The 16,492-nt window shown below is 39.1% G+C and carries 13 protein-coding genes; 1 reads left to right on the top strand and 12 read right to left on the bottom strand.

The genetic code is table 11. The annotated features are described in order from the left end of the window. Position 1 precedes the first annotated feature (1 nt). Positions 2-1,129: a glutathionylspermidine synthase family protein gene (locus IW22_RS03595; RefSeq protein WP_185113572.1), complete on the top strand. Its 1,128-nt coding sequence runs from the start codon at positions 2-4 to the stop codon at positions 1,127-1,129. Here IW22_RS03595 and IW22_RS03590 read toward each other — a convergent pair. The 12 genes from IW22_RS03590 to IW22_RS03535 all read right to left on the bottom strand — a co-directional run bounded on the left by IW22_RS03590 (position 1,119) and on the right by IW22_RS03535 (position 16,416). Further along, positions 1,119-3,197, bottom strand: coding sequence for an LTA synthase family protein (locus IW22_RS03590; protein WP_034724198.1), 2,079 nt, complete (start codon positions 3,195-3,197; stop codon positions 1,119-1,121). The two genes, IW22_RS03595 and IW22_RS03590, sit on opposite strands and share 11 nt — an antisense overlap. A gap of 224 nt (positions 3,198-3,421) precedes the next feature. Further along, the gene (gene ribH / locus IW22_RS03585; protein ID WP_034724197.1) at positions 3,422-3,940 is read right to left on the bottom strand and encodes a 6,7-dimethyl-8-ribityllumazine synthase; all 519 of its coding nucleotides are present in this window, start codon (positions 3,938-3,940) and stop codon (positions 3,422-3,424) included. A 3-nt stretch (positions 3,941-3,943) separates the two neighbouring features. After that, entirely contained in the window at positions 3,944-4,651 is a 708-nt protein-coding gene (locus tag IW22_RS03580; RefSeq protein ID WP_034724196.1) for a hypothetical protein, read from the bottom strand. Positions 4,652-4,822: 171 nt separating this feature from the next. Next, positions 4,823-5,359 carry an adenine phosphoribosyltransferase gene (locus tag IW22_RS03575; RefSeq protein ID WP_034724195.1) on the bottom strand — a complete coding sequence of 179 codons (537 nt, stop codon included), beginning with the start codon at positions 5,357-5,359 and terminating at the stop codon, positions 4,823-4,825. Further along, positions 5,359-6,558, bottom strand: coding sequence for an NTF2-like transpeptidase (locus IW22_RS03570; RefSeq protein ID WP_034724193.1), 1,200 nt, complete (start codon positions 6,556-6,558; stop codon positions 5,359-5,361). The genes IW22_RS03575 and IW22_RS03570 overlap by 1 nt, the downstream gene beginning before the upstream one ends. 252 nt (positions 6,559-6,810) lie before the next feature. Then, the gene (locus IW22_RS03565) at positions 6,811-7,827 is read right to left on the bottom strand and encodes a hypothetical protein (protein WP_034724704.1); all 1,017 of its coding nucleotides are present in this window, start codon (positions 7,825-7,827) and stop codon (positions 6,811-6,813) included. A 167-nt stretch (positions 7,828-7,994) separates the two neighbouring features. Next, positions 7,995-9,326 (bottom strand): hypothetical protein, encoded by a 1,332-nt coding sequence (locus IW22_RS03560; protein WP_034724192.1) that lies wholly within the window; start codon positions 9,324-9,326, stop codon positions 7,995-7,997. Positions 9,327-9,334: 8 nt separating this feature from the next. After that, positions 9,335-10,036 (bottom strand): c-type cytochrome, encoded by a 702-nt coding sequence (locus tag IW22_RS03555; RefSeq protein WP_034724190.1) that lies wholly within the window; start codon positions 10,034-10,036, stop codon positions 9,335-9,337. Position 10,037: 1 nt separating this feature from the next. Further along, positions 10,038-10,559 (bottom strand): DUF3341 domain-containing protein, encoded by a 522-nt coding sequence (locus tag IW22_RS03550; protein WP_034724188.1) that lies wholly within the window; start codon positions 10,557-10,559, stop codon positions 10,038-10,040. After that, complete coding sequence (gene nrfD, locus IW22_RS03545) at positions 10,546-11,943, bottom strand: NrfD/PsrC family molybdoenzyme membrane anchor subunit (protein WP_034724187.1); 1,398 nt, start codon at positions 11,941-11,943, stop codon at positions 10,546-10,548. Before nrfD ends, IW22_RS03550 begins: the two co-directional genes overlap by 14 nt. A gap of 25 nt (positions 11,944-11,968) precedes the next feature. After that, complete coding sequence (locus IW22_RS03540) at positions 11,969-15,034, bottom strand: TAT-variant-translocated molybdopterin oxidoreductase (RefSeq protein ID WP_034724186.1); 3,066 nt, start codon at positions 15,032-15,034, stop codon at positions 11,969-11,971. 23 nt (positions 15,035-15,057) lie between these two features. Continuing rightward, the gene (locus IW22_RS03535; RefSeq protein WP_034724184.1) at positions 15,058-16,416 is read right to left on the bottom strand and encodes a c-type cytochrome; all 1,359 of its coding nucleotides are present in this window, start codon (positions 16,414-16,416) and stop codon (positions 15,058-15,060) included. Positions 16,417-16,492 lie beyond the last annotated feature (76 nt).

Genomic DNA, 16,492 nt, shown 5'->3' with positions numbered 1-16,492 from the left:
TATGGAAAGAATTCAATCACAGTTCAGGAAGGACTGGCAGCATAAGCTTGAAAATCTAGGCTTCGGATATCATTCTCTGGATGGGCTTTATTGGGACGAAAGCCATTATTACCAATTGACTCCCGAAGAAATCAATACCATAGAAACAGCCACTGCCGAGCTTTGGCAGATGTGTCTGGAAGCGGTAGATTATATTATTGCAAAAAATCTGTGGGACAAATTCAATATTCCTGAATGGTTCCGGAATTACATCATCATGAGCTGGGAAGAAGATCATCCTTCTATTTATGGGAGATTTGATTTCGGTTTTGATGGTAAAAATTTGAAATTACTTGAATTTAATGCGGATACACCAACCTCATTGTACGAAGGTTCTGTTATTCAATGGTATTGGCTTCAGGAATTGTACCCGTATAAAGATCAGTTCAACTCGATTCATGAGAAACTGGTGGGATACTGGAAGCATCTGAAAAATTATATGAATCCGCACCATATTTATTTTGCATCCCTTACCAATATTGAGGATGTAACCAATGTGGAATACATGCGTGACTGTGCCTCACAGGCGGGTTTTGATACGGAATTTATACCTGTTCAGGACATCGGATGGGCGGAGGATATCTCAGAATTCGTAGCCGGAGACCGCTCGGTGATGGAATATATTTTCAAGCTGTATCCTTACGAATGGATTCTTGCAGACGGTTTTGGCCAAAAGCTTGTGAAAAACGGCTTCAGATCTCAATGGATCGAACCGGCCTGGAAAATTTTACTTTCCTCCAAAGCGCTTTTACCGATTCTCTGGGAGATGTATCCGAATCATCCTTATCTGCTGGAATCTTATTTTGAACCGAGACATCTGAAAGATTTTGCTAAAAAACCAATTTATTCAAGAGAGGGAGCAAATGTCATCCTTCACAAAAATAATATTCCGGTTGAGCAGAACGATGGGATATACGGGAAAGAAGGTTTTATTTATCAGCAGTTATTTGACCTTCCCAATTTTAATGGCAATTATCCGGTCATAGGCAGCTGGGTTATCGGACAGGAGCCTGCCGGCATCGGGATCAGGGAAAGTGTTCACCTGATCACCAATAACCAGAGCCGTTTTGTTCCTCACCTTATCGGTTAAGTTTCTTTTCTTTTAACCAGAATGAAGTGGACTGATAGGCAGAAACAGCGTCATTGACCAGTTTCTGATCAGGATCCTTCATCAGTTTTTCATCATAATACAGTTTGAATTCAGGAGCCAGGCTGCTGGATTCGAGCTGTAAAGAATACTGTTTTACTTTTTTAACAGGTGAAATGATCGTCAGACGTCCGTCTTTTACAAAACCAAGATCCTGATACGTTGCGATATAAGCTTTTGGCTGGAATTCTTTTTTGAAGACATCCTGGCCAAGGAATTTAGATTGATAATTGAAATTCAACAGTCCGAACAGGGTAGGCATGATATCGATCTGAGACATCAGCTTATCAAATTTCTGAGGTTCAATGAATCCTTCTGAGAAGATCATCGCTGGAATTCTGTATTTGTCCATTGGAAGTTCTGTTTTCCCTGCACTGGATGCGCAGTGATCAGCAATGATGACAAAGACTGTATTTTTGTACCAATCCTGTTTTTTAGCCATTTCAAAGAACAGTTTCAGTGAATAATCAGTGTATTTTACACCTCCATCACGGGATTTTGCGGTTCCCGGAATGTCAATTCTTCCATCAGGATAGGTAAAAGGTCTGTGGTTGGAAACAGTCATCCAGTGGTTGAAAAAAGGTTTCCCGGATTTAGCTTCAGCATTCATCGTCTGAATTGCCTTTCTAGCCATATCTTCATCAGCAACGCCCCAAACATTGGCGAAAGTGATTTCTTCAGGCTTGAAATTATTTCTGTCCACAATTCCGTAGCCGTTTCCAGCGAAAAAGTCCTGCATATTATCGAAATAGCTGTAGCCTCCATACAGGAATTTTACATCGTAACCTTTGGATTTGAATACGCTTCCGGTTGTGAATTTATTTTTATTGTCATCTCTTTTGATCACACTTTCTCCTGCAGTAGGAGGAATACAAAGCGTTAATGCCTCAAGTCCTCTTACGGTTCTGTTTCCGGTCGCATAAAGATTGGTGAACATCATAGAACGCTCAGCAAGACTGTCCAGGAAAGGAGTGATATTTAAAGTTCCCCCATAATGTGCCATGAAGTCTGCGGATAAACTTTCAATAGAGATCAGAACTACATTTTTCTTCAGTTCAGGCTGTTCTGAAACGATATTTCTTGATAATGAAGGTTCAGAATACTGGCTTAAAAAGTTTTTTTCAGCCTCCTGCTGACCAATTTGCGGGTAAAACTGGAAATAATCCAGCTCGTTGTGGGTAAAGGCCCAGTAGAATTTTGGAAGTCCGTTGTTTTCAATCTCGTCAGCAAAGACATTGTCCGATCTGAGCTGCATTAATGAAGATATACCAAAAAGACTGATGCCGGCAAGAACTACGAAAGATCCCACAAGAATCATTTTCTGTTTGAAATTCGGAAGCTCTAAAAGCTCGTCTTTTGTTTTTTTATAGATAAACCATGTCACGGCTAAAGTAACGATAAGAATCGCTGAAAATAAAGGAACAACAGGGTAACTTTCCATAATGTTTCCGATAACCTCATTGGTATAGATCAGATAATCTACAGCGATGAAGTTGTAGCGTACCCCAAATTCGTTATAGAAGAAATACTCACTTACCGCATTGAAAATGATCAGAAGGACATATAATAATAACGTAATGAAATAGAGTACATTCCTGATTTTGATCCTTTTTGAAGGGAGGAAAAGCATTAACCCAAAGAAAATAGTCTTAATTCCTACGAACGCAAGTGCCACTTCTGAAATAGATCCTCCGTACTGATTGAAAATATTATTCGGAACGAGCAAAATGTACAGGAAAAACAGCACCAATGCTCCAAAAATAATATATCCGTATGGCTTTTTGTATTTTGAATTTGATAGGAATAAAAAGTAGATGGCCAAAAGAGTACTGGCTAGCGTAAAAGCAAAAATATCATTCAAAAGACCGATAGACAGAACTTTGATGACTTCAAAAAATCCAAAGCTGGCCGTAGTGATCGGATGGAAAAAGAATACAATCCGTATGATCAGTGAGATAATCAGATAAAAAATCCCTAGATACAAGAATGGTTTTATTTTACTTGGAAACATGCACGTAATGTATAAGTTAATTTCCGCAAAGATAGTTTTTGTATATAACTTTTAGTAAAAAAAAACAGAAACATGACATTTCTTATCATTTTTTTGAATTATTAATGAAGGATTAATTCATTATATAGTTAACCGAATGGATAAAAAAGAATAGTAGGAAAAGGATGTCCATAAAAAAAGGACTATTAAAAAATAGCCCTGTATACTTTTAAGTTGTATTAAAATTAAGAGTGTCCGAAACCGATGTTCCCTTTTTTGTCAGAAAGATTCTTTTTAAAATCGACCATTCTCAAAGCGGTTACGGCTGCTTCTACACCTTTGTTTCCTAAATCTCCACCGCTTCTGGCGATAGACTGTTCCTTGGTGTCATCTGTCAGAACGCAAAAGATTGTAGGCGTATCCGTTAAGATATTACAGTCTTTGATTCCCTGTGCAACTGCTGAGCATACAAAGTCAAAGTGAGGCGTTTCACCACGGATGACACATCCGATAGCAATCACTGCATCATATTTTCTTTCTTTGCAAAGCTGCATGCTTGCGTAGTTCAGCTCAAAGGCACCCGGAACCGGGAATAGTCTGATGTTTTCTGCTTTTACCCCTTCTTTTTCAAGAATCTCAAGGGCTGCATCACGAAGATTGTAAGTTACAAAATCATTCCACTCAGAAAAAACAATGCCGATAGAAAAATCTTCGGCATTTGTTATATGAAGTGGCTTGTAATCGGAAAGATTAACTGTTGCCATTTTTTAAAAATATTTAGTCATTTCAATATAAGAATCAGACATTCCGTTATCGTAGTCCTGATATTTCTCGTCAATTGCGGAGAAGTATTTCTTAGCTTCTGCATTTTTCTTTAATCCTAATGCTACGATACCTGCTTTTCTTGTGAAATAGTAAGTGGTGTAAGCATCGTTGGATGCAGTTGACGCTTTGTCTAATAGAGATAGCGCTTCGTCGTTTTTGTTAAGACCTGATTTTGCATCTGCCATAGCACCGAATTTCAATGCCATTAATGTTTTGTTGTCAGATGAAAATTTATCTAAAAGATCGTAAGCTTCCTGGAATTTTCCTGCTTTGAATTTCAGTAAACCAGCATTGTAAGCCGCCAATTCACCAATCTTCGTACCTGAATATTCGTTAGATGTTCCTACAAAACCTGGGTTAGCTGCAGAATTTCCACCTAGGGCTTCTTTATCTTTCCCAGAAGTTTGGTTTTTCTGAGCAGCAAGGAAACCTTTTACAGCTTCAACGTTCTTAGGAGCCACTACAAACTGTTTGTAAGCAAAGAATCCTAAAACACCCAAAACCAATACCCCGAATACAATACCCAATTGCTTTGAATATTTCTCAAGGAATCTCTCTGTGTTTAGAGCCTCTCTGTCAAGGTCTTTAAAGAACTCAACTGTTTCTTTACCTTCTTGCTCGTTCTGAGCATTCTTTCCCAATTTTGCCATAAATTCTTAAAAATTGAACTGCAAATTTAATTGTTTCTGAATGATTTACAAAATACTTTGAAGTATTATTGTGAAAATGTTGTGAATTGTCAGATGTTAATGGTAAAAACGCTTCGACTCCGCTCAGCGTGATATCTTTACAACCCATATTTTTGTTTTTATATGAAAAGCTTAATATTCCAGAATGCTGTAGACTTCAGCCCCGAATTTACTAAGTTTTTCAGTCCCATTAAGATCTTTTAATCCGATCAGGAAGCTGAACTGTGAAACGGTGGCACCTTGTTTTTCCACCAATTTAGCGGCTGCTTCTGTAGTTCCTCCGGTTGCCAGAAGATCGTCATGGATCAGAATTCTCTGCCCTTTTTTGATCTGTCCGTCACGGGTTTCTATGACAGCGCTTCCATATTCAAGATCGTATTTTTCTGAAATGACCGGTGGAGGAAGCTTTCCTGCTTTTCTGATTAAAATAAACGGAACTTCCAAAGCAACAGCGATGGCAATACCGAAGAGATAACCACGGCTTTCTATTCCGCATACGGCGTCTATTTTTCCTTTGCTGAAAGCAGCCAGTTCTGTGATGACGTCTTCATAAAGCTTCGGGTCCAGGAAAATAGGTGAAATATCCTTGAATTGGATTCCCGGAATGGGAAAGTCAGGAATGTTTTCTATGGTTTGTTCCAGTCTTTTGATCAGTTCTTGTGAAGCCATTATGGGTTTATTTTATAGCTGGAAATTTTCCAGTCTCCATTTACATTTTTAAGTCCGAAAGTTACTTTTAAAGAAGTTGTTTTTCCGTTCTTATCCGTTACATCATACGTTGCGTTTACGCTGGCACCGCTGGCGTTGGTCGCATTGGTTGTGATATTTTTTACACTTACATTTTTCACCGATCCAAAACCTGAAGTAGGATTGGAGAATGATTCATAGCTTCCCCAGCTTGGGTTGCTTGAATTATCGTATGCCGCTTTAAGATTTTGAGAGCTTACACTGCTTAAAAATTTACTTACTGTATTTTTTGGATCTGCAGTTGGTTGTTTAGGTCCAGCCGGTGTCGTAGTTGTTGCATTTGGATCTGTAGGTGTAGCAGGTGTTGCTGTAGGATTGTTTGGATCTATCCCGGCATTTGGATCTTGAGTTACAGCCGTTGAATCAGTTTTTGGCGGAGCTGGAACTTTCAGAGCTGATGGGTTTACATCAAGTCCGATTTTAGACATTTTGAATGTCTTTGCTGTCGTTTTTACTGAAACGGTAATATCGATTTTGTTGTCTACCACTTTTGCTGCAGGAATGGAGGAGAATTTTAAATTAAATCCTTTAAAGTTATTATCCTGCATAAGGTTTTTCGCTGTTGAAAGCTTTACGCCGTTGCTGAAAACTTCTAAAGTAGCTTCTAAACCTGCTCCGGTAAATGAAACAGGATTTCCCGCAGCATCTACAAGTCTTGGAACAATCTGGATGGCAGTAGCAGCACCGTTTCCGTCATCTCCAGTAGGTTTGGTGACAATGCTTAGTGAGTTTGCTTTTACATCATTGTTATCGGTTTCCTTGGCTTTATCATCCCCGAAGATGTTCATTTCTCCAAGAGAAGGAGGAGATGTGCTGGCCCATTCGATTCCGTTTTTCTGCGCCACTTCATCAGCCATTGTAAGAATTTCCGGTACTTTTTTTCCATTGATAAGCTTTCCAAGTGCTTTCAGTTCTTCTACATCACCTTCTGCTTCTACGCCGAAGGTCTTTAGGATATAAAGAGCTTCACTGAATTTGATCTGTTTAATGGTTGAAAGGCTGGCAGTCATGTCATTGATACTGGACTGCAGCGTTTTAGTATTCGTAGCATCTACGTGATCTTTCCTGCATGCCGTAAAAAGCAACAGACTGAGAACAAGTAGAAAAGAAAACTTTTTCATTTTATTTTGTTTACTGCAAATTTAGTAAAACCTTTAATAATAGCTGGTTTTTATTTTTGTTTTGTGTTTTTAGCTGGTGATAACATTTATTATTAATGATTTACTGGTATACCCGAATGATTTATGGATAGCTTTATAAACTATATGGCTTAGTATGATAGAGTTAATTTTCTTCATAAAAAAAAGACTGTTCAATAAGGTCAGTCTTTTTCTAGTGCAAATTATAGTGTACTTCTGTAAAATATCAGAGGCTTATTTCTTATTTTCCTGTTCCTTCAGATCATCTTTAAAGAATGAGCTGAAAATGGTCTGCATATTGGGAAATGAGGAATCCTGCCAATATTTTGTGGTATAGTTGCTGTTGTCTTTGTTGAATCTCACTTTCTCAAGATCATTGTCGTTGGTGAACCCAAGCTCTGTAGTGTAGAAATTACTGTAGGCCATGAGCTGGTTATAATCTTTTTCAGTTTTATGCTTTAATTTTAAAAAATCAATTTCATTATACTCCAAAATATCTTTTAATGTTTTATTTGAATCTTTTTCAAATGCAATATTGATGATTCCTTTCAGATCAAAAAATCTGAATCCAAATAGGGCAAATTCTTTTTTCTGGAGGTATTCGCCGGTAATTTCCACGTCATCCTTACGTTCCCCTTTTAACTCTTTCAGTTTTGTGTTTTTCTTTTTGTATTCATCAATATTTCCTACATTTTTCATTTCAGGAACCGATAAGGAAGAGCCGTAATCCCACGAAGCAGTCTGCTTTTTTTCAACTTTAGGATCTTCAAGCCGGTATATCCTGTATTGTTCAACATTTGTGCTTTTTAGCTTTTTGGTTTTATTGTCGAAAATATAGGTAACGATTCCATCGGCATAACCATTCAGTCTATTATTTACGGTTACATAGGCATTAAAGTTTCCTTTAATGAAAATATATTTTGCCGGCTTTGAGTTTTTAATGACGACCGTTTCTATTTCCTTCACCTGATCATTTATTTTGATCACGTCCTGATTTAAATCTGAATAGGAGAGGGTAGCTACAGAAAAGTTATTGTAAACCAATTGAAATTTTTCCTGTGAAGGATTGAGTGCCTGTTTATCTATTTTGCCATCAATATCAGAAAAGGCAAGGATGCTTCCATCTTTCCCGAAAACGGAAACTTTAGGAAGAGGTTTATTGGTTCGTTCAGAAATAAACGTTACAGTTTGTGCCTGAATAAAACTGAACAGAAAGACGAAGAGTGCGAAGAGCAGATAATTTCGTTTCATAATGATATTTTGTTTTATTGGTTTATTGAAATCATACATCAATCTCATTATAAAGACACACAAAATTCAAAATGGTTGCCTGAACAGGTTAAAAAGTTCAGTTGTCTGCATAAAAAAAGACTGATCATTACAATCAGTCTTTTTTATTTTATTTCTGTTACAAGTCCTTAGAAAGGATACTCATAAATTTCAGATTCGTGAAGGTAAGGGTTACCTGTAGGGATCAGTTTCAGTTTAGACAATGCTGTCAGTACTGTGAACATGAATAACCCAACTACAAAAAGAAGCGCACCTAATATCAAGATGAATACTTCAGGAGTTTTCCAGTATGGACCTACCGTTCCCGGCATTACCATGTTGAAGTAATCTAAGATGTGTCCTAAAATAACCACTACAGCCATAACGGTTACTACTTTGTAATTTCTCTTGATGCTGCTGCTCACTAATACCAATAATGGTAATAAGAAGTTTACAATCAGCATTGGTAAGAAAGTAATTCCGTAGTGCTGGAATCTTCCGAAGAAGTAGTTCACCTCTTCCGGAACGTTCGCATACCAGTAAAGCATAAACTGAGCAAACCATGTATATGTCCAAAGCATACTTGTAGCGAAAAGGAATACTCCTAAATCGTGTAAGTGGTTGTCATTGAACTGAGGTAAGAATCCGTTTTTCTTCAGGTAAACACTTAGAAGGATAATCACAGCGATTCCACTTGAAAGGCAGCTTACCATTGAATACCAGATATACATTGTAGAATACCAGTGAGGGTCAATAGACATCAACCAGTCCCAAGCCCAAGCTGCAGAAGCAAACCCGAAGAATGCGATATATCCTACTGCCCATCTGTAAAGGAACTGATACTCAACCAAAGATTTTGTATCGTCCACTTTTTTAGACTGTGCTTTCAGTTTCCATGCGAAGAATGATGCTCCGATTACGTAGATCAATGTTCTGATCGCATAGAAAGGGATGTTTAAGAATCTTTTCTTTTCGAATAGGATCACGTCGAAATGTGCAGAATTAGGATCTGTCAAATCCGGATCCATCCAGTGGAAAATATGACCCTGGTGGAAGATATTCAGTAACATTAAGATTACTAAAATAGCACCTCCATAAGGAATATAAGAAGCAATAGCTTCCATTACTCTTGTAATAATGATTGGCCATCCTGCATGAGCTGCATGCTGAATACAGTAGAAAAATAATACTGCACAACTTACTCCGAAGAAAAATACAGCTACGAAATGTATGGATGCTAAAGGCGAATTATGAATCTGCATTGTCGCATGCTCTAAATGAGAAGCTTCATCCTGAGGTCCTACCATTTCACTGGAGTGAGTAGGTGCTGTGTGACCTGCAGAGTGAACTGCCTCCATCATTTCTTTAATTCTCTCTGTACTGATTCCATGATTCATGAAATAACCAATACCAAACAGAACTAAACCTACAACAAGAAGTATTAGAGAAGTTGATTTTAATTTTGGTGAAAAACTATACATTTCTTTTCTTATTTTTTAGTTTCGGTAGTAGTCTCTGTTGCAGCTGCAGCTGGTGTAGCTGTAGCCGTTGTAGCTGCTGCGGGTGCTGCTGCTCCTTTTTTGAAGGCGCTCATCACATACATGGCCACTCTCCATCTGTCTCCAGCGTTAAGCTGACCAGCATAAGATCCCATTGCATTTCTACCGTTAGTTAATACATAATGAACAGATCCTACAGTAAGCTCTCTGTCAGCATAGTTTGGTACACCAGAGAAAGCACCGCTTTGTACAATTGGTCCCTGTCCATCACCACCAGTTCCGTGACATGCAGCACAAGTATGATCGAACAGCATTTTTCCTCTTTCAATATCCTTAGCTGCATTAGCCGGATTAAGAGGAGATCCTGTCATCTTTTTGGATGCATCGTAACCAGCGTTATATTCATCTACATTTTTAGGAAGAAGACTTTCTTCGAAAATTCCGTCTTTATTCTGAGCAACTGAACCTTCTACAGGAGCAAGACCTGTTGCAAAGCTATTTTTAACGAAAGCAGGGATTTCATTTTCATGATCTGAATAAGCATCCTGAGCTTTCATCAATGGATCGTAAGCTACCGGAAAATACATATCCGGGAAATATACCAATGGTGTATTTTCTTTTGGTCCGCAAGAATTAAGTAAAACCGTTGCTAAACCTAAAATAGCTGTAATTTTTAATACATTCTTTTTCATTTTAAGCGTCTTTAACAGTTATTTCTTCAACTCCAGTTTCAATAAGTAACTGCTTTACAGACTCTACGTCTTCAGTTACAAACTCCATAAGGAATTTATCATCAGTAGTTCTTGGATCTGGGTTCTGAGCCGGAGCTCCCGGATACATTTTGTTTCTAACCAAGAAAGTTAAAGACATCATGTGAGCGGCACAGAATACCATTAATTCGAACATAGGTACCACGAATGCAGGCATGTTGTGTGCCCAGTCAAAAGCTGGTTTACCACCAATATTCTGAGGCCAGTCATGATTCATCACATACCACGTTACCGTAGCACCGATGGTCACTCCATAAAGAGCATAGAAGAATGCAGCATCCGAAATTCTGGTTTTCTTTAAACCTAGAGCTTTGTCAAGTCCGTGAACCGGAAACGGAGTATACACTTCGTTGATCGCAATTCCTTTATCGTTGAATGCCTTAACGCCGTTCATTAAATCGTCGTCATCGGCATAAAGTCCGTATACAATTTTAGTGGTGCTCATCTCCTTCTTTTGCTTTATAAGTTTCACCTGAAATTTTCAGAATCGATTTTAATTCAGCCTGTGCAATTACAGGGAACGTTCTTGCGTATAGTAAGAATAATACAGAGAAGAATCCGATTGTTCCTAAATATACACCCACATCAATGATCGTTGGCTTAAACATAGTCCAAGATCCTGGTAAGTAATCTCTCGAAAGGTTGATAACGATAATATCAAAACGCTCAAACCACATACCGATGTTAATAATTAACGCGATAATAAATGTAGCGATAATGTTTGTTCTTACTCTCTTGAACCAGAATAATGCAGGAACAATCAAGTTACAAGTAATCAGCGCCCAGAATGCCCACCAGTAAGGTCCTACTGCAGCACCCGGTGAAAGGTAAGTAAAGTCTTCAAATCTTGATCCGGAATACCATCCGATAAAATATTCAGTAGCATAAGCCACCGTTACCATACCACCTGTAAGAACGATTACGATGTTCATAATTTCAATATGATACATTGTGATGTATTCTTCTAAGTGACATACTTTTCTGGCAATCAACAATAGCGTCTGTACCATCGCGAATCCTGAGAAGATCGCACCGGCTACGAAGTAAGGAGGGTAGATTGTAGAGTGCCATCCTTTAATAACCGACGTTGCGAAGTCAAATGATACCGTGGTGTGTACCGAGAATACAAGTGGAGTTGCTAAACCTGCAAGAACCAAAGAAAGTTCTTCGAATCTCTGCCAGTGTTTTGCTTTACCACCCCATCCAAATGCTAGGAATGTATAAATTTTCTTAGTCCAAGGAGTTTTAGCTCTATCTCTGATCATTGCAAAGTCAGGGATTAGTCCCATGAACCAGAATACAGTTGATACTGAGAAATACGTTGAGATAGCAAATACGTCCCAAAGTAGAGGAGAGTTAAAGTTCCCCCAAAGAGAACCGAACTGGTTAGGTAATGGGAATACCCAGTATCCTACCCAAACTCTACCCATGTGGATAACAGGGAAGATCGCTGCCTGTACAACCGCAAAGATCGTCATTGCCTCTGCAGATCTGTTTACAGACATTCTCCAACGCTGTCTAAATAATAATAATACTGCGGAGATAAGTGTTCCGGCGTGACCGATACCTACCCACCATACGAAGTTGGTAATATCCCAACCCCAGTTAATAGTTCTGTTAAGCCCCCATGCTCCAATACCTGTCCCGATAGTGTACGCGATACAGCCGAATCCGTATAGAAATAGAACTAAGGCTGCGTATAGTGAAATCCACCATAATTTACCTGCTCTTTCTTCGATAGGTCGTGCGATATCTTCCGTAATATCGTGATAAGTTTTGTGACCAATAATTAGAGGTTCCCTTATCGGAGCTTCGTAATGTCCTGACATTTTTTACCTATTTATTATTTAAACTTTATTTTTCTACTCTGTTTCTTACTTTAGTGTGATAGAACACGTTTGGTTTTGTGCCGATCTCCTCTAGTAAATAATATCTTCTGTTGCTAGAATACAATTCTCTCACTTCAGATTCTTTGTCATTCATGTCTCCGAACGTCATTGCTCCGGTAGAACAAGCAGCAGCACAAGCACAAGAATTCTTGAATTCGTGGTCTGTTACTTTTCTATTCTCTCTCTTAGCTGCTAAAATAGTAGCCTGAGTTTCCTGGATACACATTGAACATTTCTCCATAACCCCTCTGGTTCTTACAACTACGTCAGGGTTTAGTACCATTCTTCCAAGGTCGTTGTTCATGTTGAAGTCGAACTTGTCGTTTAGGTTATATGTGAACCAGTTGAAACGTCTTACTTTGTACGGACAGTTGTTTGCACAATATCTGGTACCGATACATCTGTTGTAAGCCATATGGTTCTGACCTTGCTTACCGTGTGAAGTAGCCGCTACCGGACATACCGTTTCACAAGGAGCGTGGTTACAGTGCTGACACATAACCGGCTGGAAGATCACATCTGGATTGTCTGCAGGGTGGTTTAATGCACCTCCGTCTCCGAATGCTGTACCGTACAATTCAGGTACTGCCATTCCTTCTTTCAATCCTTCGTATACTTCTACTTTTTGTCTTGAAGAATAGTAACGGTCAATTCTTAACCAATACATATCTCTAGACATTCTGATCTCTTCTTTACCTACTACAGGAACGTTGTTTTCTGCCTGACAAGCAATGATACATGCTCCACAACCAGTACAAGAGTTCAAGTCGATTGATAAGTTGAAGTGAGGTCCGTCCGTATCATCGAAAGCATCCCAAAGGTCAATCTTTCTTGCTGGAAGAGCTCCACTGATCGTGTGATATTCCAAAGGCTTGTTCCATCCTTTATGTTCGTCATCGAAAGCTACGTTGATGAATTCAGCTAAAGGAACTTCCTTAGCGATTTCGTAACGTCCCATTAATGTATTCTGAAGCTGGATACCTGCGAATTCGTGATCTTCTCCTGTTTTTTCGATCTTAACTCCTGAAACAGTCAGGTTAGTACCGTCAAATAATGGATAAGCGTTTACACCCGTATCAGCAGTCGTTCCGGAATCTTTTTTACCGTATCCAAGCGCAAGACCTACTGATCCTTCTGCCTGTCCCGGTTGAACGAATACAGGAACGTCTTTTATTGTTACTCCGTTTACAGTAAGGTTTACGATAGAACCATCCAGCTGCATTCTTGCATTAAGATCGTTGTCAATCGCAAATTTTTCTGCGTCTTTCGGAGAAATAGTCAGATAGTTATCCCAAGACATTCTTGTGATAGGATCCGGTAATTCCTGAAGCCAAGGGTTGTTGGCCTGAGTACCGTCACCCATTGAAGGCTTGGTGTATAATACTAATTCTAATTCAGAAGCTTTGAAGTTTCCTAATTCAGCAATAGCCTGAGCAGCATTTCCTCCTGAATAAGATAATGCAGTTGCATTATTGGAAGTAGTGATACCGTTATATAAAGCTTTGTTGAATGAAGTAGCGCCTAAGATAGATGCTGCACTTCCTTTCAGATAGTCGTAGTAATTGTTTGCAGCGTTGTTTTTACCGTTTTTCCAAACCAATAGAGATTCTTCAATCTGTCTTGATTTGTAGATCTTTTGGATCGTAGGCTGCATTAATGAATATACGCCGGTCTGAGGTTCAATATCACCCCAAGACTCCAGCCAGTTAGCTACCGGGATTACAGCTTTCGCTGCTTTGTACATTTCATTTTTCTTATCTGCTACGGCTACTACACAAGCAACTTTAGCTAAAGATTTTTTGAAATCTTCTCCTTTTGGATGAGAGTAGATAGGATCTACGTTGTTAGCGATCAATACGCCAACCTGACCTGCATTTACCCATCCTAAGAATTCCTGGTATCTTGCTTTATCAAATTCTTTCAGGAAGTTTGCTTTACCTGTGAAAGCTACTGAACCTAATTTTTGGTTGATTAAGTGTGCTAAAACCTGTGCTCCTTTAGAACCGTCAGCTAAAACAACAGCTTTGCTGCCTTTCGCTTTAAGTTCAGTAGCAATTTCAGTAGCGGTCTTATCTGAAGTACCACCACCTACGATTGCATTGTAAACTTCAACTAAAGTTTTGTTTACTGCACTTGGCTTTAATCTGTATCTTGAGTCAGCGTTAGCACCAGTCAATGACATGTTTGATTCCACCTGAATGTGTCTCAACATGTTTGGTCCTGGCTTTCTTGCTGCTGCGAAAGATGTTTCTAAACTTGCTCCGTTGTAATCTCCTAAGAAATCAGCCTGGAAAGAAACTACCAATTCTGAACCTTTAAGGTCATAAACAGGTAATGCTCTCTGTCCGAATACTTCCTGAGCTGCATCTAAAGCTGCAGAGTGAGGATACGCATCATACGTTACCAGTTCCGCAGTTGGATATTTAGCTTTGAATTCTGCAAATAGCTTTTTGAAAGTAGGAGAAGGGAAAGAGTGTGACAAAAGCACGATCTTTTTACCTGCTGCACTTGCATCTGCCAGACCTTTAAGGATAAAACTGTCTACTTTATCGAAAGTTTCATCTTTACCGTCCAGTTTAGGCTGCTTTACTTTATCGTTATCATAAAGAGAAAGTACACTTGCCTGAGCTCTTGCATTAGTTGTTCCTAAATCACCTGCTGCCGGGTTTGGATCTATTTTGATAGGTCTTCCTTCACGGGTCTTTACTAAAACACTGGCGAAGTCGAATCCGTCAAAATAGGTTGAAGCGTAATAATTCGGAACCCCTGGAATAATGTCATGTGGCTTTACCACATAAGGAATCGTTTTGATCACCGGTGCTTCACAGGCAGCCAATGTTACGGCTGCTGTAGAGAATCCTAATATTTTTAAGAAATCTCTTCTTGAAGTACTGGATCCGTTCTGTTCAGCATCTCCAAGGAAATCTTCTACCGGAATTTCTTCCTGAAACTCTTTCTGAGCCAGCTTATTATTCAAAGCTGGGTCTTTAAGTTCATGAATACTTCTAAATTGTATTTTGTTTGAAGCCATTTATACTTCTAATTTTTTAGTTATTAATAATGACATTTACCACACTCAAGACCTCCAATTGCATCTACAGTGATCTTACCGCCATCCTGAGGATATTGTTTTTTCAACTTGTCATGTAGATTCTTGAAGTACTCTTTATTATAACCGTTGTTCATATCAACCTCAGTCGTTCTGTGGCACTCGATACACCATCCCATAGTGAAGTCGTTAGCCATTTGAACAACATTCATTGTATCAATTTTTCCGTGACAAGCTTTACATACAACATCAATTTTGTTGTTAGGATTCTTTTTGTTGAAAGAATTAATGATCGCCTGTTCACCTGCTACTACGTGTTGAGAGTGGTTGAAGTACACGAAGTCTGGCATGTTGTGGATTCTGGTCCATTCAACCGGCTGTGTTTTTCCAGTGTATACCTGTTTTGCAGGATCCCAGCCTGTAGCGGCATAGATCTTCTGGATTTCACCGTCGTAGAATGCTTTATCTTTTCCTGGCTCCATGTAGTGGTCTGCGTTGTACTCAGAGATTGTTCTGTGACAGTTCATACAAACGTTCATAGATGGAATCTCAGATACTTTACCATACTTGGCACTGGAGTGACATAACTGACAGTCGATTTTTTGCTCTCCCGCGTGAATTTTGTGAGAGAAGTAGATAGGTTGCTCAGGCTTGTACCCTTTGTAAACGCCAATCCACATGATCCAGTTCCAAACTCCGTAAGCGGCAAGAAGGGCAAGGATACCCAATACTGCTTTCCCTACGTAGTGGTACTTCTCATAAATTTCGCTGAAAGATTTAACTCTTGTTGCGTTAAGTCCTGCTAAGTCTTCGGATTGACCTAATTTAACCAATTGTCTCAGTTTAATTAAGATCCAAACCAATAAAGCTGCAATGGCAAGAAGCGAGATAATAACAACACTTGAAGTGGTCTTATCTGCTGGTGCAGCTGCTGCTCCGTCTGTAGCGGTAGCCTTATCTGCTTTTGGCGGTTCTGGCGCCGGCGGATTAGTTGTGTACGCTAAAATGTCATCAATGTCCTTCTCTGTAAGATTAGGAAACTGCAACATTTCAGTCTTATTAAATTTTTCGAAAATCTCATTGGCGTATTTATCCCCAGAAGCTCTCAGAGCTTTGTTGTCTTTGATCCACTTGTGAAGCCAATCTTTGTCTACACCACCCTCTGTCTTTACACGTTCTACGACACCCTTTAGAGGTGGCCCTATTACCTGTTTGTCCAGTGCGTGACATGCAGTACAATTTGCTTTGAAAAGTTTCTCTCCGTTTTTAGGATCGCCGTCTTGCCCGTAAATTGAAGCACTTGTCGATAGCAATAAGCCTATTGCGATCAACGTTTGTTTATAATGCTTTCTCCAACTAATCATTTAAATTATCTTATGTTAGTAAAATATTGAACCAATCAATTCCGCAAAAATAATATTTTTAACAGGAATTTAACGG

This window comes from Chryseobacterium sp. JM1, assembly GCF_000737715.1.
In the GTDB taxonomy this organism is placed as follows: domain Bacteria; phylum Bacteroidota; class Bacteroidia; order Flavobacteriales; family Weeksellaceae; genus Chryseobacterium.
Note: the sequence above shows the minus strand (reverse complement) of the source record. Positions and strands in the feature narration are given on the sequence as shown.

Bases quoted from the DNA above. Each gene is read 5' to 3' on its own strand.
- IW22_RS03565 (WP_034724704.1), bottom strand. From the start codon at position 7,827: ATGAAACGAAATTATCTGCTCTTCGCACTCTTCGTCTTTCTGTTCAGT.
- IW22_RS03575 (WP_034724195.1), bottom strand. From the start codon at position 5,359: ATGGCTTCACAAGAACTGATCAAAAGACTGGAACAAACCATAGAAAAC.
- IW22_RS03580 (WP_034724196.1), bottom strand. From the start codon at position 4,651: ATGGCAAAATTGGGAAAGAATGCTCAGAACGAGCAAGAAGGTAAAGAA.
- IW22_RS03595 (WP_185113572.1), top strand. From the start codon at position 2: ATGGAAAGAATTCAATCACAGTTCAGGAAGGACTGGCAGCATAAGCTT.
- IW22_RS03560 (WP_034724192.1), bottom strand. From the start codon at position 9,326: ATGTATAGTTTTTCACCAAAATTAAAATCAACTTCTCTAATACTTCTT.
- IW22_RS03590 (WP_034724198.1), bottom strand. From the start codon at position 3,197: ATGTTTCCAAGTAAAATAAAACCATTCTTGTATCTAGGGATTTTTTAT.
- IW22_RS03535 (WP_034724184.1), bottom strand. From the start codon at position 16,416: ATGATTAGTTGGAGAAAGCATTATAAACAAACGTTGATCGCAATAGGC.
- ribH (WP_034724197.1), bottom strand. From the start codon at position 3,940: ATGGCAACAGTTAATCTTTCCGATTACAAGCCACTTCATATAACAAAT.
- IW22_RS03540 (WP_034724186.1), bottom strand. From the start codon at position 15,034: ATGGCTTCAAACAAAATACAATTTAGAAGTATTCATGAACTTAAAGAC.
- IW22_RS03555 (WP_034724190.1), bottom strand. From the start codon at position 10,036: ATGAAAAAGAATGTATTAAAAATTACAGCTATTTTAGGTTTAGCAACG.
- IW22_RS03570 (WP_034724193.1), bottom strand. From the start codon at position 6,558: ATGAAAAAGTTTTCTTTTCTACTTGTTCTCAGTCTGTTGCTTTTTACG.
- IW22_RS03550 (WP_034724188.1), bottom strand. From the start codon at position 10,559: ATGAGCACCACTAAAATTGTATACGGACTTTATGCCGATGACGACGAT.
- nrfD (WP_034724187.1), bottom strand. From the start codon at position 11,943: ATGTCAGGACATTACGAAGCTCCGATAAGGGAACCTCTAATTATTGGT.